General features: G+C 72.9%; 19 protein-coding genes and 1 pseudogene. 8 read left to right on the top strand and 12 right to left on the bottom strand.

Features of this window, described 5'->3' with window-relative positions; genetic code table 11:
- Positions 1 to 4: 4 nt before the first annotated feature.
- Positions 5 to 724 carry a 3-oxoacyl-[acyl-carrier-protein] reductase gene (gene fabG / locus P3T41_RS08615; RefSeq protein ID WP_280689009.1) on the bottom strand — a complete coding sequence of 240 codons (720 nt, stop codon included), beginning with the start codon at positions 722 to 724 and terminating at the stop codon, positions 5 to 7.
- Positions 725 to 998: 274 nt separating this feature from the next.
- On the opposite strand from fabG, the gene P3T41_RS08610 reads away from it, so the two are divergent.
- The 6 genes and pseudogenes from P3T41_RS08610 to P3T41_RS08585 all read left to right on the top strand — a co-directional run bounded on the left by P3T41_RS08610 (position 999) and on the right by P3T41_RS08585 (position 6,909).
- The gene (locus P3T41_RS08610) at positions 999 to 2,150 is read left to right on the top strand and encodes an MBL fold metallo-hydrolase (protein ID WP_280689008.1); all 1,152 of its coding nucleotides are present in this window, start codon (positions 999 to 1,001) and stop codon (positions 2,148 to 2,150) included.
- 151 nt (positions 2,151 to 2,301) lie between these two features.
- Positions 2,302 to 3,849 (top strand): annotated as a pseudogene (locus tag P3T41_RS08605) (TldD/PmbA family protein).
- A complete protein-coding gene (locus P3T41_RS08600) occupies positions 3,849 to 5,270 on the top strand; it encodes a metallopeptidase TldD-related protein (RefSeq protein WP_280689007.1) in 1,422 nt (473 codons plus the stop codon). The pseudogene P3T41_RS08605 and the gene P3T41_RS08600 overlap by 1 nt, the downstream one beginning before the upstream one ends.
- A 14-nt stretch (positions 5,271 to 5,284) precedes the next feature.
- A complete protein-coding gene (locus P3T41_RS08595) occupies positions 5,285 to 5,839 on the top strand; it encodes an RNA 2'-phosphotransferase (RefSeq protein WP_280689006.1) in 555 nt (184 codons plus the stop codon).
- Between the two features lie 103 nt (positions 5,840 to 5,942).
- Complete coding sequence (locus tag P3T41_RS08590; protein WP_280689005.1) at positions 5,943 to 6,305, top strand: DUF3099 domain-containing protein; 363 nt, start codon at positions 5,943 to 5,945, stop codon at positions 6,303 to 6,305.
- A gap of 316 nt (positions 6,306 to 6,621) precedes the next feature.
- Complete coding sequence (locus P3T41_RS08585; RefSeq protein ID WP_280689004.1) at positions 6,622 to 6,909, top strand: hypothetical protein; 288 nt, start codon at positions 6,622 to 6,624, stop codon at positions 6,907 to 6,909.
- A gap of 7 nt (positions 6,910 to 6,916) precedes the next feature.
- On the opposite strand, the gene moaA is transcribed toward P3T41_RS08585, so the two are convergent.
- On the bottom strand, positions 6,917 to 7,906 hold the full coding sequence (moaA, locus tag P3T41_RS08580; protein WP_280689003.1) for a GTP 3',8-cyclase MoaA: 990 nt from the start codon (positions 7,904 to 7,906) through the stop codon (positions 6,917 to 6,919).
- A gap of 194 nt (positions 7,907 to 8,100) precedes the next feature.
- Positions 8,101 to 9,144 carry a zinc-dependent alcohol dehydrogenase family protein gene (locus P3T41_RS08575; RefSeq protein WP_280689002.1) on the bottom strand — a complete coding sequence of 348 codons (1,044 nt, stop codon included), beginning with the start codon at positions 9,142 to 9,144 and terminating at the stop codon, positions 8,101 to 8,103.
- Between the two features lie 164 nt (positions 9,145 to 9,308).
- Between P3T41_RS08575 and P3T41_RS08570 the strand changes: the two genes are divergently transcribed.
- Both P3T41_RS08570 and P3T41_RS08565 read left to right on the top strand, forming a co-directional pair.
- On the top strand, positions 9,309 to 10,301 hold the full coding sequence (locus P3T41_RS08570) for a DEDDh family exonuclease (RefSeq protein ID WP_280689001.1): 993 nt from the start codon (positions 9,309 to 9,311) through the stop codon (positions 10,299 to 10,301).
- A gap of 34 nt (positions 10,302 to 10,335) precedes the next feature.
- Positions 10,336 to 11,097, top strand: a complete 762-nt coding sequence (locus P3T41_RS08565) for an SDR family oxidoreductase (RefSeq protein ID WP_280689000.1) — start codon at positions 10,336 to 10,338, stop codon at positions 11,095 to 11,097.
- Here P3T41_RS08565 and P3T41_RS08560 read toward each other — a convergent pair.
- The 9 genes from P3T41_RS08560 to P3T41_RS08520 all read right to left on the bottom strand — a co-directional run bounded on the left by P3T41_RS08560 (position 11,043) and on the right by P3T41_RS08520 (position 18,228).
- Positions 11,043 to 11,780, bottom strand: a complete 738-nt coding sequence (locus P3T41_RS08560) for an alkaline shock response membrane anchor protein AmaP (protein WP_280688999.1) — start codon at positions 11,778 to 11,780, stop codon at positions 11,043 to 11,045. The genes P3T41_RS08565 and P3T41_RS08560 overlap by 55 nt on opposite strands.
- Positions 11,781 to 11,825: 45 nt before the next feature.
- Positions 11,826 to 12,389, bottom strand: a complete 564-nt coding sequence (locus P3T41_RS08555; protein ID WP_280688998.1) for a DUF6286 domain-containing protein — start codon at positions 12,387 to 12,389, stop codon at positions 11,826 to 11,828.
- Entirely contained in the window at positions 12,382 to 12,789 is a 408-nt protein-coding gene (locus P3T41_RS08550) for a hypothetical protein (RefSeq protein WP_280688997.1), read from the bottom strand. Before P3T41_RS08550 ends, P3T41_RS08555 begins: the two co-directional genes overlap by 8 nt.
- Positions 12,786 to 12,977, bottom strand: a complete 192-nt coding sequence (locus P3T41_RS08545; protein ID WP_280688995.1) for a hypothetical protein — start codon at positions 12,975 to 12,977, stop codon at positions 12,786 to 12,788. The genes P3T41_RS08550 and P3T41_RS08545 overlap by 4 nt, the downstream gene beginning before the upstream one ends.
- Before the next feature lie 81 nt (positions 12,978 to 13,058).
- Entirely contained in the window at positions 13,059 to 13,544 is a 486-nt protein-coding gene (locus P3T41_RS08540) for an Asp23/Gls24 family envelope stress response protein (RefSeq protein ID WP_280688994.1), read from the bottom strand.
- A 172-nt stretch (positions 13,545 to 13,716) separates the two neighbouring features.
- Positions 13,717 to 14,529: an enoyl-CoA hydratase/isomerase family protein gene (locus P3T41_RS08535; protein ID WP_280688993.1), complete on the bottom strand. Its 813-nt coding sequence runs from the start codon at positions 14,527 to 14,529 to the stop codon at positions 13,717 to 13,719.
- Between the two features lie 298 nt (positions 14,530 to 14,827).
- Positions 14,828 to 15,061, bottom strand: coding sequence for a helix-turn-helix domain-containing protein (locus tag P3T41_RS08530; RefSeq protein WP_035843861.1), 234 nt, complete (start codon positions 15,059 to 15,061; stop codon positions 14,828 to 14,830).
- A 377-nt stretch (positions 15,062 to 15,438) separates the two neighbouring features.
- Complete coding sequence (locus P3T41_RS08525) at positions 15,439 to 17,037, bottom strand: ABC-F family ATP-binding cassette domain-containing protein (RefSeq protein WP_280688992.1); 1,599 nt, start codon at positions 17,035 to 17,037, stop codon at positions 15,439 to 15,441.
- A gap of 252 nt (positions 17,038 to 17,289) precedes the next feature.
- Positions 17,290 to 18,228, bottom strand: coding sequence for a hypothetical protein (locus tag P3T41_RS08520; protein WP_280688991.1), 939 nt, complete (start codon positions 18,226 to 18,228; stop codon positions 17,290 to 17,292).
- Between the last annotated feature and the right edge of the window lie 239 nt (positions 18,229 to 18,467).

Raw genomic sequence — 18,467 nt, 5'->3', positions numbered from 1 at the left:
GTTCTCAGTGACCCATGCCCAATCCGCCGTCCACGGGAATGACGGCTCCAGTGATGTACGCGGCCTCGTCGGAGGCGAGGAACCGCACGGTGGAGGCGACCTCGGCGGGCGCGGCGTACCGGCCCAGCGGCACCCCCGAGACGATCTCCTGGCGGCGCTCCTCGCTGAGCACCGCGGTCATGGCCGTGTCGACGAACCCGGGCGAGACCACGTTGACGGTGATGCTGCGCGGGCCGTACTCGCGGGCCAGCGAGCGGGCGAAGCCGACCAGGCCGGCCTTGGAGGCCGCGTAGTTGGCCTGGCCGGGCGAGCCCAGCAGGCCCACCACCGACGAGACCAGCACGATCCGGCCCTTCCTCGCCCGCAGCATCTTGGCCGAGGCGCGCTTGACCACGCGGAAGGTGCCGGTCAGGTTGGTGTCGACCACCGAGGTGAAGTCGTCCTCGGTCATCCGCAGCATCAGCACGTCCTTGGTGATGCCGGCGTTGGCGACCAGCACCTCGACGGGGCCGTGCTCCTTCTCCACCTCGGTGAAGGCGGCATCCACCTGCGCGGTGTCGTTGATGTCGCAGCGCACCGCGAGGACGCCGAACTTGGCCAGCTCCTCGGGCAGCTCGCCGGAACGGCTGGTGATGGCGACCTTGTCGCCCGCCTCGGCGAAGGCCTGGGCGATGGCGAGGCCGATGCCCCGGTTACCTCCGGTGACGAGAACCGAGCGGCTCAACGATCCACCTCTCCCTTTCGTGGTTGCGCGACGCACGGGCAGCGTACGCAGTGTGACGCTATCGGTTGCCTCCGCATCGCGACGAATCAGGGCTCAACAGGTGATTCGGGTCGGATCTGTCGCCTTCCGACAAAGACTGCCCTGACCTGACCGGGTCGAGCTGTCGGGAACGCCAAGCGGCGGATACCCGTTGGCCTGTCCGTGCGGGCGGGTGGAGTCGTAGCCTGTGGCCCGACCGACTGCCGAGAACACTCCAGTAAAGGGCGGCATCCCGATGAGCGAGGCAAACCCCCAGGGCGGCAGCCGCCGGGGCCGACTGCTCACCCTGACCACCGCGGCCGTCGGGCTCGGCGCCGCGGCCTGGGCCTTGCGCGAGGTCCCCGCCGCCTTCGGGCGCGACCCCGACGCCGAGCCGGGTGACCGGATCCGCAACTCTCCCCAGTACGCGGACGGCACCTTCCACAACGCGCCCTCCACGGTGGCCCGCTCCCCGCAGCGCTTCTCGCCGACCGACCCGACCGTGCTGCGCCGCTTCCTGACCGAGCGCGGCGGGGGCACCCCGCGCCGCCCGGTCCCGCTGGTCCGCGAGCCGGCCCCCGCCGACCGGCCGGCCGCCGAGGGCGTGGCGATCACCTGGTACGGGCACGCCTCCGCACTGGTGGAGATCGAGGGCGCCCGGGTGCTGCTCGACCCGATGTGGAGCGAACGCTGCTCGCCCTCCGCGCACCTGGGCCCCAAGCGGCTGCACCCGGTGCCGATGGAGCTGGAGGAGCTGCCCGCGGTGGACGTGGTGCTGATCTCGCACGACCACTACGACCACCTGGACATGCCGACCGTCAAGCGCCTGCTGCGCAGCCAGTCCGCACCGTTCGCGGTGCCGCTGGGCATCGGCGGCCACCTGCGCCGCTGGGGCGTGCCGGAGCACCGGATCATCGAGCTCGACTGGGACGAGACCTGCACGCTGGGCGAGCTGACCGTCACGCTGACCGCGGCGCACCACTTCTCCGGCCGCTCGCTGACCCGCAACACCACGCTCTGGGGCTCCTGGGTGATCGCCGGGCAGAGCCGCAAGGTCTTCTACACCGGCGACTCCGGCTACTTCGAGGGCTACGCGGCGATCGGCGCCGAACACGGCCCGTTCGACGCCGCGCTGGTGCAGATCGGCGCGTACGACCGGTACTGGGCGGACATCCATCTCAGCCCCGAGGACGCGGTGCTGGCCCACCGGGAGCTGACCGGCGGGCTGCTGGTCCCGGTGCACTGGTGCACCTTCAACCTGGGCCTGCACCCGTGGTCCGAGCCCATCGAGCGGCTGCTCACCGAGGCCAAGGCGCAGGGCGTGCCGGTCGCGGTCCCGCGCCCGGGCGAGCGGGTGGAGGTGTCCGACCCGCCGGAGCTGGACCCCTGGTGGGCCGATCTGGCCTGAGCAGAACGGAACTGACGGATCGTCAGCCACGCGGACCGTTATTTCCTGGCTGAAAGGGCGCTGGCAGGCCATGATGCGGTGCGGGACCCCCTTGACCCGGGCGGGCCCGCACCGCTCGCCGCCCGCCGGCCCGTCACCACCAGGGAGTCCGATGCCGCCGACCGCCAGCAGCTCAGCCGGCCGCCAGGTCGATCCGCTCTTCCTCGCCCTGCCGCTGCGCCGGCTGGCCGCCGCCGCGCTCGACCGGGCCCGCCAACTCGGCGTCAGCCACGCGGACTTCCGCATGGAGCGGGTGCGCAGCGCGTCCTGGCGGCTGCGCGACGCCAAGCCGGCCGGCAGCTCCGACAGCCTCCAGCTCGGCTTCGCGGTGCGGGTGGTGCTGGACGGCGCCTGGGGATTCGCGGCCGGCGTGGACCTGACCGAACAGGCCGCCGCCCAGGTGGCCGAGCAGGCGGTGGCGGTGGCCAGGCTGTCGGCCCGGATCAGCAAGGCCGCCGGCGGCGGCGACCTGGTGGAGCTGGCCGACGAGCCGGTGCACCAGGACGCCACCTGGATCTCCGCCTACGAGATCAACCCCTTCGACGTGCCGGACGCGGAGAAGACCGGCCTGCTGGCCGACTGGAGCAGCCGCCTGCTGGCCGCCGACGGCGTCTCGCACGTGGACGCCACCCTGCTGACCGTGCAGGAGAACAAGTTCTACGCCGACACCGCCGGCACCATGACCACCCAGCAACGGATCCGCCTGCTCCCCTCCTTGGAGGCCGTCGCGGTGGACGACCGCACCGGCGCCTTCGAGTCGATGCGCACCCTGGCCCCGCCGGCCGGGCGCGGCTGGGAGTACCTCGGCGGCACCGGCTGGGACTGGGCGGGCGAGCTGGCACGGATCCCCGAGTACCTGGCCGAGAAGGTCAAGGCGCCCAGCGTCCAGCCGGGTCGCTACGACCTCGTGATCGACCCCACCAACCTCTGGCTCACCATCCACGAGTCGATCGGCCACGCCACCGAACTCGACCGCGCGCTCGGCTACGAAGCCGCCTACGCCGGCACCTCGTTCGCCACCTTCGACCAGCTGGGCGTGCTGCGCTACGGCTCGGACTCGATGCACGTCACCGGCGACCGCACCGCCGAGCACGGCCTGGCCACCATCGGCTACGACGACGAGGGGGTGGCCACCCAGTCCTGGGACCTGATCCGCGACGGCATCCTGACCGGCTACCAACTCGACCGCCGGATGGCGAAGTCGAAGGGCCTAGGCCGGTCCAACGGCTGCGCCTTCGCGGACTCCCCCGGACACGTCCCGGTGCAGCGGATGGCCAATGTCTCGCTGCAACCCGCCGCCGCGGGGCCGGACACCGCCGAGCTCTGGGCCGGCGTCGAGAACGGCCTGTACCTGGTCGGCGACCGGTCCTGGTCGATCGACATGCAGCGGTAAAACTTCCAGTTCACCGCCCAGCGCGCCTACGCCATCAAGAACGGCGAGCTGGCCGGCCAGGTCAAGGACTTCGCCTACCAGGCGACCACCACCGACTTCTGGCGCTCGATGAAGGCGGTCGGCGGGCCGCAGACCTACCTGCTGGCCGGCGCCTTCAACTGCGGCAAGGCCCAACCGGGCCAGATCGCGGCGGTCAGCCACGGCTGCCCTTCCGCCCTCTTCGAGCAGGTCAACATCCTCAACACGCAGCAGGAGGCGGCGCACTGATGGCCGGTCAGCACAACTCTCCGCACGAGCTGGTCGAGCGGGCCCTGGAACTCTCCCGGGCCGACGGCTGCGTGGTCCTGGTCGACGAGGAGACCAGCGCCAACCTGCGCTGGGCCGCCCCCGACAACCGGCCGGGCGGCGCGCTGACCACCAACGGCGTCACCCGAGGCCGCCGGCTGACCGTGATCTCCACCGTGCACGGCACCGAGGGCACCGCCTCGGGCGTGCTGGCCCGCGAGGCGGTCACCGCAGCCGACATCGAGGAGCTGGTCCGGGCCGCCGAGGCCGCCGCCCGCGCGGCCGGCCCGGCCGAGGACGCCCAGCCGCTGCTCGGCCCCGACGCCGCCCCCGCGAGCGCCGGCTTCACCGAGCCGCCCGCCGAGACCTCGATCGACGTCTTCGCCGAGTTCGCCCCGCAGCTCGGCGCCGCCTTCGCCCGGGCCCGCACGGCGGGCCAGGCGCTCTACGGCTTCGCCCGGCACGAGCTGATCAGCAGCTACCTGGGCAGCTCCACCGGCCTGCGGCTGCGCCACGACCAGCCCACCGGCACCGTGGAGCTGAACGCCAAGGCCGGCGCCGCCTCCGCCTGGGCCGGCGCCGCCACCCGCGACTTCGCCGACGTGGACGTGGCCGAGCTGCAGTCCACCCTCGGCGAGCGGCTCGGCTGGGGCAAGCGCCGGATCGACCTGCCGGCCGGACGCTACGAGACGCTGCTGCCACCGAGCGCGCTGGCCGACCTGATGATCTCGCTGAGCTGGTCGATGAACGCCCGGGACGCCGTCGAGGGCCGCACCGTCTTCAGCCGGCCCGGCGGCGGCACCAGGCTCGGCGAACGGCTGGCGCAGCTGCCGCTGACGCTCCGTTCGGACCCGGCCGCCGCCGGCCTGGAGAGCGCGCCGTTCGTGCTGGCGCACTCCTCCACCGACTCGCACTCGGTCTTCGACAACGGCCTGCCGGTGGGTGCCACCGAGTGGATCAGGGGCGGCGAGCTGGCCGAGCTGCAGACCACCCGGCACACCGCCGCCCTCACCGGGCTGCCGGTCCGCCCGGCCGGCGACAACCTGCTGCTGGAGCTGGCCGACCAGAGCGCGGCTCCGACGCTGGCCGACATGGTCGCCCGCACCGAACGCGGACTGCTGCTCACCTGCCTCTGGTACATCCGCGAGGTCGACCCGGCCACCCTGCTGCTCACCGGCCTCACCCGGGACGGCGTCTACCTGGTCGAGAACGGCCAAGTGGTCGGCGAGGTCAACAACTTCCGCTTCAACGAATCGCCGGTCGACCTGCTCGGCCGGATCACCGAGGCCGGCCGCACCGAGCGCTGCCTGCCGCGCGAGTGGAGCGACTGGTTCAGCCGCGCCGCGATGCCGCCGGTGCGGGTCTCGGACTTCAACATGAGCTCGGTCAGTCAAGCTTCCTAGTGAGGAACCCCCCTTTGGACGAAAAACGCCTGGTCAAGACCTCCAAGCGGCTCTCCCGCATACTCCGCCACGACCCGGGCGCCGTCGGCCTGACCCTCGACGAGGGCGGCTGGGTCCCGGTCGACACGCTGCTCGCCGCCTTCGCCCGGTCCGGGAACCGGCTCAGCCGGGCCGACCTGGACCTGGTGGTGGCGAACAACAACAAGCAACGCTTCGCCTACTCGGCGGACGGCAGCCGGATCCGGGCCAGCCAGGGCCACACGGTGGCGGTCGACCTGGGCCTGGCCGCCACCCAGCCCCCGCCGGTGCTCTACCACGGCACCGCCGAACGCACCCTGCCGGTCATCTTCGCCGAGGGCCTGCGCCCGATGAGCCGGCAGGACGTGCACCTCTCCGCCGACGTCGAGACGGCACTCAAGGTCGGCGCCCGGCACGGCCGTCCAGTGGTGCTGCGGGTGGACGCGGCGGGCCTGGCCGCGGCCGGCCACGAGTTCCGGATCAGCGCGAACGGCGTCTGGCTCACCGACACCGTGCCACCCGACCGCCTCACCCGGCACAGCGCCGGATGAGCGGCCGCTCCCCCGCTCTCCGACCGGGGATCGAGGGAGCGTACGGTGGAGCAAACCGGGCGGAATCGGTGTCGCGCGGGTGGAGCCAAGGGCGGCGATGCAGATGGGCGGCAGGCAGTCGGACGACGGTCGGGTCTTCCGGATCACCGGAGCCCGGACCAGCCTCTCCGAGGACGTCCGCGGGCGGCAGCGCCGCTACATCATCTCGATGCTGGTCCGCACCGCCTGCGTGCTGCTGGCGGTGGCGCTGTGGAACGTGCAGCGCTACGTCGCCTTCGGCGCGCTGGCCGGCGCCGTCCTGCTGCCGTACTTCGCGGTGATCATCGCCAACGCCGGCCGGGAGCGGGCCCCGGGCCTGCCGAGCACCTTCGACATGCCGGCCGACACCCCGCTGATGCTCGGCCCCGGCGGTACGGGTGGCGGCGGCCGGGGCGAGGCCGCCCCGGAGCCACCCGGCAAAAGCTGACTCTCCGTATACGGGCAAGTCAGGGCGACAGCTGAGGTTTCATATCAGCTGTGACCAACTTGCCCGTTTTTCATGCCTTTTGTCAGCTCTGAACCTCAGGAGAAGCTCAAATTAGTCTTGAGAGGGCTAGCCAAAGGCCCACCTTTCCGTGACATACTGCGTACGCGCTCCGCATCCCCCGTCGGAGTGACGGACCGACGCCGGGCGGCTCCCCCCGTGGCTGCCCGGCGTCGCCATGTCCGCATCAGGGTGGTGCGCAGGGATCCTGCTCCACCGGCCGAGGTGGGAAACCGGCCCGGGTGAGAAACTGTCGATCATGAGCATCGACTTCTTCGGCGCGGCGGGCGGCGCTCCCGACGGCCCCGACGGTCCCCCCAAGTGCTCGGCCAAGGGCTGCAAGGCGGCCGCCGAGTGGGTACTGGTCTGGAACAACCCGAAACTGCACACCCCGGACCGCCGCAAGACCTGGCTGGCCTGCGGCGAACACCGCGAGCACCTGAGCCAGTTCCTGAGCGTGCGCGGCTTCCTGCGCGAGACCGTGGCGCTGGCCGACCGGCCACAACAGCAGGCGCGGGACCAGGCGCAGGACCAGGACGAGTCCTGACGTCCCGTCAGCCGCCGATCGCCGACATCGGGCGGTCCGGCTGGTGGAACTGCGGGTCGTCGATTCCCGCGCCCGCCTTCTTGCCCCACATCGCCGCCCGCCACAGCGCGCCCAGCTCGGCGTCCGAGGCACCGGAGCGCAGGGCGGTGCGCAGATCGGTCTCACCGGTGGCGAAGAGGCAGTTGCGGACCTGGCCGTCGGCGGTCAGCCGGGTGCGGTCGCAGGCCCGGCAGAACGGCCGGGTGACCGAGGCGATCACCCCGACCGTCGCGGGGCCGCCGTCCACCAGCCAGCGCTCGGCGGGTGCCGCCCCGCGCGCGGCGCTGGGCTCGGGGGTGAGGGTGAAGCGGGTCGCGAGCAGTTCCAGGATCTCCTCGGCGGTGACCATCTGCGAGCGGGTCCAGCCGTGCTGGGCGTCCAGCGGCATCTGCTCGATGAACCGCAGCTGGTAGCCGCGCTCCAGGCACCAGGCGAGCAGTTCGGGTGCTTCGTGGTCGTTGACCCCGCGCATCAGCACCGTGTTGAGCTTGACCGGGGTCAGCCCGGCGGCCTCGGCGGCGGCCAGACCGTCCAGCACGTCCTGGTGGCGGTGCCGGCGGGTCAGGGTGTGGAAGGTCTCCTCGTCCAGCGTGTCCAGCGACACGTTGACCCGGTCCAGGCCGGCCTCGCGCAGCGCCCGCGCGGTGCGCGCCAGACCCACGCCGTTGGTGGTGAGGGACAGTTCGGGGCGCGGCGCCAGCTCGGCGCAGGCCGCGATGATCGACACCACACCCGGGCGCAGCAGCGGCTCACCGCCGGTGAACCGCACCTCGCGCACCCCGAGGTCCCGGACGGCCAGCGCGACCAGCCGCACGATCTCCTCGTCGGTCAGCAGCTCGGGCTTGGCGAGCCACTGCAGACCCTGCTCGGGCATGCAGTAGGTGCAGCGCAGATTGCACCGGTCGGTGAGCGAAACCCGCAGATCAACGGCCTGTCGGCCGAAGCTATCCAACAGCACGGTGCCCACCTCTTCCCTGTCACGGACCGGCGCCCGACCCACCGGGGGCGGACCGGGCGCCAGCTTAGACCAGAGGGATCTTGGGCCCGGGTGCGCGCCGATCCCGGTACGGGAGCGAACCTCCAAAGTCAGCCTACGTCGCCGGCCCGCCGGCGCGGCGGCCCTGCGAGGCGACCGCCTGGCTCGCTCAGGGCCTAGAAGGCGATCCGCACCTTCAGCGCGGTGCGGTCGTTCATCGCCTGGTATCCGGCCGGGACGCCGTCCAGCTCGACCGTGCGGTCGAAGACCAGCCCGGGGTTGATGTCACCGGCCAGCACGTCGGCCAGCAGCTCCGGGATGTACGCGCGGGCCGGCGCGACGCCGCCGCCGAGCGCCACGTTCCGGCCGAACATCTGGCCGATGTCCACGCCCGCGCTGCCGCCGTGCGGCACGCCGACGTAACCGACCGCGCCGCCGTCGCGGGCGATCGAGATCGCGGTGCGCATCGACTCCTCGGTGCCCACCGCCTCCAGCACCGCGTGCGCGCCCTGACCGCCGGTCAGCTCGCGGACCGCCTCGATCGCCGCTTCGCCGCGCTCGGCCACCACATCGGTGGCGCCGAACTTCCGGGCGATCTCGGTGCGGGCCTCGTGCCGGCCCAGCGCGATGATCCGACCGGCACCCAGCCGGTGCGCGGCCAGCACGCCGCAGAGCCCCACCGCGCCGTCACCGACCACGGCGACCGTCGAGCCGGGCCGGACCCGGGCGGCGACGGCGGCGTGGTGACCGGTGGCCATCACGTCGGAGAGGGCGAGCAGGCTGGGCAGCAGCGCCGGGTCGGTGGCCGCGTCGTGGGGCAGCTTGACCAGCGTGCCGTCGGCGAACGGGACCCGGACCGCCTCGCCCTGGCCGCCGTCCGAGCCCACGCTGCCCCAGAAGCCACCATGCGGGCAGGAGGTCTGCAGGCCGTCCCGGCAGAAGTCGCAGGTGCCGTCCGACCAGACGAACGGGGCGACCACGAAGTCGCCGACCTTGAATCCGTCGACCGCCGGGCCCACCTCCTCGACGATGCCGAGGAACTCGTGCCCGATCCGCTGGCCGACCTCGCGGTCCGCCACGCCCCGGTAGGCCCACAGGTCGCTGCCGCAGATACAGGCGTTCACCACCCGGACCACCGCGTCGGTGGGCTGCTGGATCACCGGGTCGGGGACCTCTTCGATCCGGATGTCATTGGGGCCGTGAATCACGGTGGCGCGCATGGTGATGCCCTTCGGGTACCTGATGGAAATTCGTCCAGCTGTACGACCCGCCCCACCTGCCACTCTATTCCGCGGTCCGCTTCAACGTGATCCACGCCGCATCGCCCGGCGTGCCGAGGAGTTCCGTCATCCGTCGAGGGCACCGCCCCTTAAGCTGGTGCACCATGCATGCGCTCCAGCCCACGGCTCGCCCGATCCCCACGCAGCGCACCGGTGCATCCGAAGGCTCCGCGGGCTATGCGGTGGTCGACGTGGAGACCACGGGCCTGGGCCGCACCGACCGGGTGATCTCGGCGGGCGTCTACCGGCTGGACGCCGACGGCGAGATGGTCGACCACTGGTACACCCTGGTCAACCCCGAGCGCGATCCAGGGCCGGTCTGGATCCACGGCCTGACCAGCGTGATGCTGGCCGACGCGCCGACCTTCCCGCAGATCGCCGAGGAGCTGGCCGAACGGCTGCGCGACCGGGTGATGGTGGCCCACAACGCGCTCTTCGACTGGAACATGATCTCCCGTGAGTTCTCCCGCGCCGGGCTTCGCGCGCCGGTGGAGCAGCGGCTGTGCACCATGGTCCTCTCCCGCGACCTCGGCCTGCCGCTGGCCAACGGCAAGCTCTCCACGCTGGCCGACTACTTCGGCGTCCAGCAGCGCCACGCGCACAACGCGCTGGACGACGCCCGGGTGCTCGCCGAGGCGTTCCGCCCCAGCCTGCACCTGGCCCGCAGCGGCGGCGTGCCGCTCCCGCTGACCACCTGCGTGGCGGTCACCGACCTCGGCGAGGACGGCCAGACCGTGTCCGCCTCGCCCGCCCGCGGCTCCTGGGGCGCCACCTCCTACCGGCCCGGCCGCAAGCGCCCGGCCTGCCCGTACCCGAACCCGGGGCGCTGGCGGGAGGGCGGCCCGCTGATCCAGGGCATGCGGGTGGCGATCACCGGCGACACCGCCACCGACCGGGAGTTGCTGGAGGACCGCGCGATCGCGGCGGGCCTGCACATCGCGAGCTCGGTCAGCCGGCTCACCAGCCTGCTGGTCACCAACGAGCCGGGCAGCTGGAGCGGCAAGGCCCGCAAGGCCCGCGAGCTGGGCACCCCGACGATGGGCGAGGACGCGTTCCTGCAGCTGCTCGCCGACGTGGCAGTGCACCCGGGCAGCTGAGCCGCCCCGCCCGCCGCTGCGGCAGGATGGGCCCATGGATCTCGGATTGCACGACAAGGTGTACGTGGTCACCGGCGCCAGCCGCGGACTCGGCTTCGCCGCCGCCCGTGAGCTGACCGCCGACGGCGCCAAGGTGCTGCTGACCGGCCGTCAGCAGCAGAGCCTGGACGCCGCCGTCGACTCCCTCGGCGGCGAGCCGGCCGCCGTCGGCCTGGTCGGCGACAACGCCGACGCCGAAGCCGCCGAACGGATCGTCACCACCGCCGTCACCCGCTTCGGCCGCCTGGACGGCATCCTGATCAGCGTCGGCGGCCCGCCCGCCGGATCGGTGCTCGGGACGGACGACCAGGACTGGCGCGACTCCTTCGAGACGGTCTTCCTCGGCGCGCTGCGGCTGGCCCGCGCGGCGGCCGCGGCGTTCACCGAGGGCGGCGTGATCGCCTTCGTGCTCTCCAGCTCGGTGCGCGAGCCGATCCCGGGGCTGGGCATCTCCAACGGCCTGCGCCCGGGCCTCGCGATGGCCGCCAAGGCGCTGGCCGGCGAGCTCGGCCCGCGTGGCATCCGGGTGCTGGGCCTGCTGCCCGCCCGGATCGACACCGACCGGGTGCGCGAACTCGACGCGCTCGCACCCGACCCCGAGGCCGCCCGGGCCGCCGCGGGCGCCCGGATCCCGCTCGGCCGCTACGGCACCCCCGAGGAGTTCGGCAAGGTCGCCGCCTTCGCCCTCTCCCCGGCCGCCTCCTACCTCACCGGCCTGATGATCCCCGTCGACGGCGGCGCCCTGCACACCTTCTGACGGCTGCTCCGGCCGCCGGGCGGCCCGGGGCAGCTGACCCGGGCCGCCCGGCGGGCCCGGCGGCGCTGCTGCCGGGGGTGCTGCGGGGCCGGGCTCCGGGCGACCTGCACCCGCAGGTCCAGCGGCAGCTGCTCCCCGGTGCGCCCCACGGCCGCCGCCGCGTGCGCGGCCGGGCCGGCCCGGAAGGCCTCGACCGCGGCCGCCACCCCCGCGCCCGGCTCCAGCAGCAGGATCGCCTGCAGCCGCAACCGCCGGCCCCGGCCGAGCAGCAGCACCCGAGCCGCCGTGACCTCGGGCAGCCCCAGCGAGGCACCCTGGACGGCCTCCGCCAGCGCCGTCCCGCGCAGCCGCACCCGCAGGCCAGGACCGGCCACCGCGGGCAGCTCCAGCTCGGTCGGGGTCGGCCGCCGCAGCTGGGCGAGCAGCCACCAGAGTGCCAGCAGCACCAGCGCCGCCAGCCCCGCGACGACCGCCGGCCACCACCAACCCCGATCCCGCCAGCGGGTGCGCGAGGCGGTGCTCAGCACGGGCTGGTGGGGTGAGGTCAGCGGCCACCAACCGGGCGGCGTCACGCCCAGGTGCCGGTACACGTCCAGCCCGCCGGCCAGCACCAGCAGCGCGCCCAGCACCAGCAGCACCCCGATCAGCCCGAGCAGCAGCCGGTTGACGGTGGCTCGACTCACCGCGGGTCACCTCCTCTCAGCCTCGGTCCGGGGGTCAGGCGGCGGTCAGTGCATCGGCGGACGGTGCTTGGCCGGCCGCCCGCGCACCCGCAGCACAGGTGCGCGCAGCAGACCCAGCCGGGCCAGCTCCGCCCCCAGCACCGCTTCGGCCCGCGCCAGATCGGCGCTGCCGTGGATGGTCACCCGTGCCCGCCGCCGCCCGACCCGCACCCGGGCGGACGCCACCATCGGCAGCTCCAGCGCCCTGGTCTCCAGCAGCGCGGCCACCCCGTGCCGGTCGACCACCGTCCCGGGAGCCTGCCGCAGCACCAGCCAACGCCCCGCGCCCGAGGCGACGGCGAGCACGCAGAGCCAGCAGCCGAGCAGTCCCACCAGCACCGCCCCGGCCAGCACCCACCCGGTGTCCAGTTGCCGCGAGTCGAGCTGATCGGCCAGCCAGCGGCGCCAACTGCCGGTCCGGTGCCCGGCCCAGCGCGAGGCGGCGTCGTAGAACAGCAGTCCCGCCCCGGCCAGCAGCACGCCCGCCACCAGCGCCGCCGCCCTGGTCCGCGGCGAGCGGGGCACCCGGAAGCCGGGCCCGCCCGGGCTCACCTGTCCGGCCTCACTCATCAGCGGCTCCGTCCGACGGCGCCTCGTCCCCGAGCCCCACCGGGTGCAGCCGCTCCACCACCACCAGCACCTCGCGCACCGGGATCCCGGTCAGCCCACCGACCCGCTCGGCCACCGCCGCCCGCACCGCCGCCGCCCACCGGCCGAGGTCGGCCGGGAACGGCAGCTCCACCCCCACCCGCACCTGGGCGACCCCCTGGGTGACGGCCACCTCCACCCGGGGCAGCTCACCGACCCGGTCGGGCCCCAGCGCGTCGCGCGCGGCCAGCTCGGCGATCCGGACCAGCACCCGATCGGCGATCCCCAGCCGCCCGCGCTGCGCGGGCGGCGTGCCGCGCCCGGTGTCCCGCCCCCAGCCCGGCTCCGCCGCGAAGCCCCGGGCCGCGCCGCCGCCCCTCACCGGCGCCGGTCGCGGCCGCGCAGCAGGTCACCGAGATCGCGCAGATCGATGTCGCCCTCGAGGACCCGGCCGGCCACGAAGCCGACCACTCCGAGCACCGCGACCAGCAGGAAGGCCGCGAACCCGCCGAAGTAGCCGGCGAAGCCCAGGGCCATCCCGGCCACCATGCCGATCAGGGCGAGATTCATCGTTGAGCTCCCAAACGGAGTAACTCCAGGCGGAGTGCGATGCGGGCCGCGCTGCGCAGTTCGCTGCGGACTCGGTGGGGACTACTGGACCCGGGAGCGCCGGTCCGAGGAGGAGGACAGCTCCTCCTCCTCGTCCGGTTCGTCGGGCAGGTGCACGTCGTTGACGGCGATGTTCACCTCGACCACCTCCAGGCCGGTCATCCGCTCGACCGAGAGGATGATGTTGCGTCGCACGGTCGCCGCGAGCTCCGGGATCACCACCCCGTACTCGACCACCAGCGCGATGTCGATCGCGGTCTGCTTCTCGCCGACCTCGGCCTTGATGCCGCGCGAGATGCTGGACCGTCCGCCGGGCACCCGGTCCCGCATCGCGCCGAAGGTCCTGGCCAGACCTGAGCCGAGCGCGTGGATGCCGGGGACCTCACGGGCCGCCATCCCGGCGATCTTCTCCACCACACCATCGGCCAGTGCGGTTCGCCCGCGCTCCTCGAGGGGCGGGCCGGTGTGCGCCTCGCCGTGCGATGGGCCGGACTTGCTCAGGTCGGACGGCTTGGGGGTCTCGGGCATGGGGGTGCCTCCTGAAGGACGTCTCCAGCTATACCGCAATCTGCCCCAACTGTGACATTCCGCCACGAAACTCGCCCCTGGAGTCCCCCTGGTCACGGACATGGAAAAGGCGGGGTCCGGCTCTCCCCCTCCGAGAGCCGGACCCCGCCCGGACCGTGTCGCCCAGGGCGCGTCAGTCGCCGATCCCCGCCAGGTCCCGCAGCCGGCGCGCCTGGGCGCCCCGCTCGGCGGCGCGCTGCTCCTCGTAGGAGCGGTCGCCGGCGCCGGCCAGCAGGGCCTTGGTCTCGATCACCGCGGCGCGCGGCGCGGCAAGCAGCGCGGCGACCAGGTCGCGGGCGGCCTCGTCCAGCTGCTCGGCACTGGGCACCACCAGGTTGGCCAGCCCGGTCGCGGCGGCCTCCGCCGCGTGCACCCAGCGGCCGGTGGCGCAGATCTCCAGCGCGCGGGCGTAGCCGACCAGGTCGGTCAGCGGCTTGGTGCCGGCCAGGTCGGGGACCAGGCCGAGCGAGGTCTCGCGCATCGCGAACTGGGCGTCCTCGGCGCAGATCCGCAGGTCGCAGGAGAGCGCGAGCTGGAACCCGGCGCCGACCGCGTGGCCCTGCACCAGCGCGATGCTGATCAGGTCGGGACGCCGCCACCAGGTGAACGCCTCCTGGTAGCCGGCGATCGCCTCGTCCAGCTCCTTGTCCGAGGAGGCGGCCAGCGACAGGAAGTTCGGCTCTCCGGGGATCCCCTCCGGAGTGAACATGGCCCGGTCGAGGCCGGCCGAGAAGGAGACGCCCTCGGCCCGCAGCACCACCACCCGGACCGTCGCGGGCAGCTCACGGCCGATGGCGGCCAGCGCCCGCCACATCGCGGGCGTCTGCGCGTTGCGGCGCCCGGGGTGGCAGAGCGTGACCGTCGCGAACTCGCCCTCGACGTCGAGTCGGACGCCGGCCTCCTGCCACGCGGCCGAGTGGTCAGGGGTGGGGACGGGCGCGGTCATGGGCACCTCCGGCGAGGGTCGGGACAGGCTCCAGCGCACTGCCCACTGGGTCTACCGGAGAGTAACTTATTGTCCGAGCCTTGGGTACCGCCGTGGCTCCGGCCGAGCTTCACCCTGCGTGCGGACATGACGATCGGCGGCCATGGGGCCCCTCCCGGCCGGAGGCTGGGGGAAGGTACCTGTCACGGTCGCCGATGCGTCGGGCGTACTGATAGGGCGTACTGACGGACTGTCGGAACCTGATGCCACCCGGCCACCGGCTGACCGGAGAGAACGCGGCACCTGACCTGACGGCCAGTCAGGAACCGGCTGCCGCAGCAGCCTTGGCCTTTCCACGCGTGGCGCCACCGCGACCCCGGAGGTTCACTCCGGACTCGCTCAGCATGCGGTGCACGAAGCCGTACGAGCGGCCGGTCTCCTCCGCCAGCGCGCGAATGCTCGCTCCGGAGTCGTACTTCTTCTTCAACTCGGCCGCGAGCTTCTCACGCGCGGCACCAGTCACCCGGCTGCCCTTTTTCAGAGTCTCGGCCACCCGTGCCTCCTCGTAGCTGTGCTCGGTCAGATTCCCATGATCACCCATCCCCAGCGTCCTGGCCACCCATTCGACAAGGTCCATCCGGCGAAAAGGGCCCAGCAGGGGCGTGATCCGAGCGCGTCGGGCCGCTCACCCTGGGTGTGCGCCCCCGGCGGAATCCGGCCTGGTGGGGCGAAAGAGCTGATCAGCAGGGCCGCCCGGGCGGCGACACGAACGGATCCGAATAAAACGGAATCTCTCCCGCCGACATTCCCGAATGGGTCCACCTGATGAGACGGCATCGGCTGGATGCAGGAGCGCGCGTCTACCGAAGTCGAGCGCCCGCGACCGGCGAACCGATCACGGGCGACAGAAAGGCGAAATGAGCAGCGGGCTCAGGCCAGCGAGACCAGGTCGTGGTACGCCGGGCTCCACAGGTCCTCGACGCCGTCCGGCAGCAGGATGATCCGCTCCGGCTGAAGCGCCTCGACCGCGCCCTCGTCGTGGGTGACCAGCACCACCGCGCCGCTGAAGGAGTGCAGCGCGCCGAGGATCTCCTCGCGGCTGGCCGGGTCGAGGTTGTTGGTGGGCTCGTCGAGCAGCAGCACGTTGGCGCTGGAGACCACCAGCGAGGCCAGCGCCAGCCGGGTCTTCTCGCCGCCGGAGAGCACCCCGGCCGGCTTGTCGACATCGTCGCCCGAGAAGAGGAAGGAGCCGAGGATCTTGCGGATCTGCACCAGGTCGGTGTCCGGCGCCGCGGAGCGCATGTTCTCCAGCACGGTGCGCTCGGGGTCGAGCGTCTCGTGCTCCTGGGCGTAGTAGCCGATCTTCAGGCCGTGCCCCGGGATGATCTCACCGGTGTCCGGCTTCTCCACGCCCGCGAGCATCCGCAGCAGGGTGGTCTTGCCCGCGCCGTTGAGCCCGAGGATGACCACCCGCGACCCACGGTCGATCGCCAGGCCGACGTCGGTGAAGATCTCCAGCGAGCCGTAGGACTTGGACAGGCCCTCGGCCATCAACGGCGTCTTGCCGCACGGCGCCGGGTCCGGGAAGCGCAGCTTGGCGACCTTGTCCGAGACCCGGACCTGGTCGAGACCAGCCAGCAGCTTCTCGGCGCGGCGGGCCATGTTCTGGGCGGCGACGGTCTTGGTGGCCTTCGCACGCATCTTGTCGGCCTGCGAGTTGAGGGTCGCGGCCTTCTTCTCGGCGTTGGCGCGCTCGCGCTTGCGGCGCTTCTCGTCGTCCTCGCGCTGCTGCTTGTACTGCTTCCAGCCCATGTTGTAGATGTCGATCGCGGAGCGGTTGGCGTCCAGGTAGAACACCTTGTTGACGACCGTCTCGACCAGCTCGACATCGTGCGAGATGACGATGAAGCCGCCCTTGTAGGTCTTCAGGAAGTCGCGCAGCCAGGCGATCGAGTCGGCGTCCAGGTGGTTGGTCGGCTCGTCGAGCAGCAGGATGTCGGAGTCCGAGAAGAGGATCCGGGCCAGCTCCACCCGGCGGCGCTGACCACCGGAGAGGGTGTGCAGCTCCTGGCCGAGGATCCGGTCGGGCAGGCCGAGCGCGGCGGCGATGGTGGCGGCCTCGGCCTCGGCGGCGTAACCGCCCTTGGTGAGGAACTCGGTCTCCAGGCGGGCGTACTTCTTCATCGCGTTGTCACGGGTGGCGCCCTTGCCGTTGGCCATCCGCTCCTCGTTCTCGCGCATCTTCTTCAGCACGGTGTCGAGGCCGCGGGCGGAGAGGATCCGGTCACTGGCGAGCACGTCCAGATCGCCGGTGCGCGGGTCCTGCGGCAGGTAGCCGACCTCGCCGGAGCGGGTCACGGTGCCGCCGGCCGGCAGGCCCTCGCCGGCCAGCACCTTGGTCAGCGTGGTCTTGCCCGCGCCGTTGCGGCCGACCAGGCCGATCCGGTCGCCGGGGGCGACCCGGAAGCTGGCGGACTCGATCAGGATGCGGGCGCCGGCGCGCAGTTCGAGGGCGTTGGCGGAAATCATGGCTGCGAGAACTCCTGAAGCTGGGCGGCCCGGGGCGCGCGGAGCGCGGCGCGGCCGGGCACGGGGGTGCGGCGGGGGTCAGGGCGTGCTGGACGGTCCGGCGCCGGCACCCGACCGCACGCACGGGCGCGGACCGGGAGCCTCACCGGCTGCCGCCGCTAATGCCCGAGGAGAACAGCCATGCGGGCCAGTCTACCGGGCGCCCCGAGCATGCTCGGCGGTATAACGCGGGTGCCCGGCCGGCCGGGGCCGTCAGTGGTCGGCGGCCGGTGCCGCCACCGGGCAGCCGTCCTGCGGCTTGACCGCCGCGAAGGGTGCCTCGGGGCTGTCGCACGGGATCGCCGAGGCGCCCTGGTCGGTGTCGAAGACCCGGCTGCCGACCAGCGGGCCGTCGTCGATCTGCACCCGCTTGGCGTCCAGCCTGGTGATCTTCACCTTGGGGCCGGCGTTGAGCACATAGCCGTGACCGTCCAGCCGGAAGCCGGTGATCGACCCGGGCAGCAGTTGGTGGCCCGCGCCGGTGGTGGCGGTGCAGCTGCGCGGGACCAGCACCGCGATGTCGGTGTCCACCGCACGCAACGGGTCGTAGGTGCAACCGTCCTGCGGGCGGGCGTTGAACCTGAGATCTCCGTCACGGTCGCGGAAGCCCATGGTCAGGCCCGGGGTGAGCACCTGGACCCAGGGCTCGGGCTCGCTGGCCACCTGCACGGCGGCGGCGGCCCGCTGCAGTTCGAGCTGCTCGCGCTGGGCCTCGGTGCGCTGGTCGGCGCCCGGCTCGCCGACGCCCTGCAGCCAGTCGGACAGGCCCGGCACGGAGCGGTGCCAGCGGACCTGGTGATTGTCGATCTCCACCGAGGTGACCATGCCGTCGTCCCAGACCACCACGGCGCTCTGGCCGAACGGCGTGACGTGCAGCGCGGTGGCGCCGTCCCGGCGGTAGGACCAGAGCAGCGCGCCGCTGGACGGGTCGTACGCCTCCAGGCCGGGGCCCACCCGGAAGTCCGGGACGACCGGTGCGGCGGACTGCGCGACCACCGGGCTGGCCTGGGCGTTGCCGGGTGCCGACACCTGGTCGCCGAACGGAACCGGGCGGTTGGCGTGCGCGGCGGCGCCGGCGCCGAGCACCAGCAGGACGGCCATGGCGGGCAGGGCCGACCGGGGGGTCAGAGTACGAAGCGGCTTCCAGGACACTTCGGGAGGGTACCTGGTGGGCGCTTGGGCGTCAGCACGGTGGTGCCCCCCTGCGGTCCCACAGGCGCAGAACCGGACATTCGACGGGGGTCGGCGGACCGGCTCGGCACCAGGCCGCGCGAATCGGCGACGGTTGACGCGGCAGAAACCGCTGAGGATCGATCAGGACGGCGATCGGGGCCAGTCGAGATCGGCCAGGCTCGCGATAACTGTCCACTTTGGGGTGACATTCGGCTTTT

Source organism: Kitasatospora sp. GAS204B, assembly GCF_029892155.1.
Lineage (GTDB): Bacteria > Actinomycetota > Actinomycetes > Streptomycetales > Streptomycetaceae > Kitasatospora.
The sequence above is the reverse complement of the archived record's forward strand: the minus strand, read 5'-3'. Positions and strand labels throughout refer to the sequence as shown.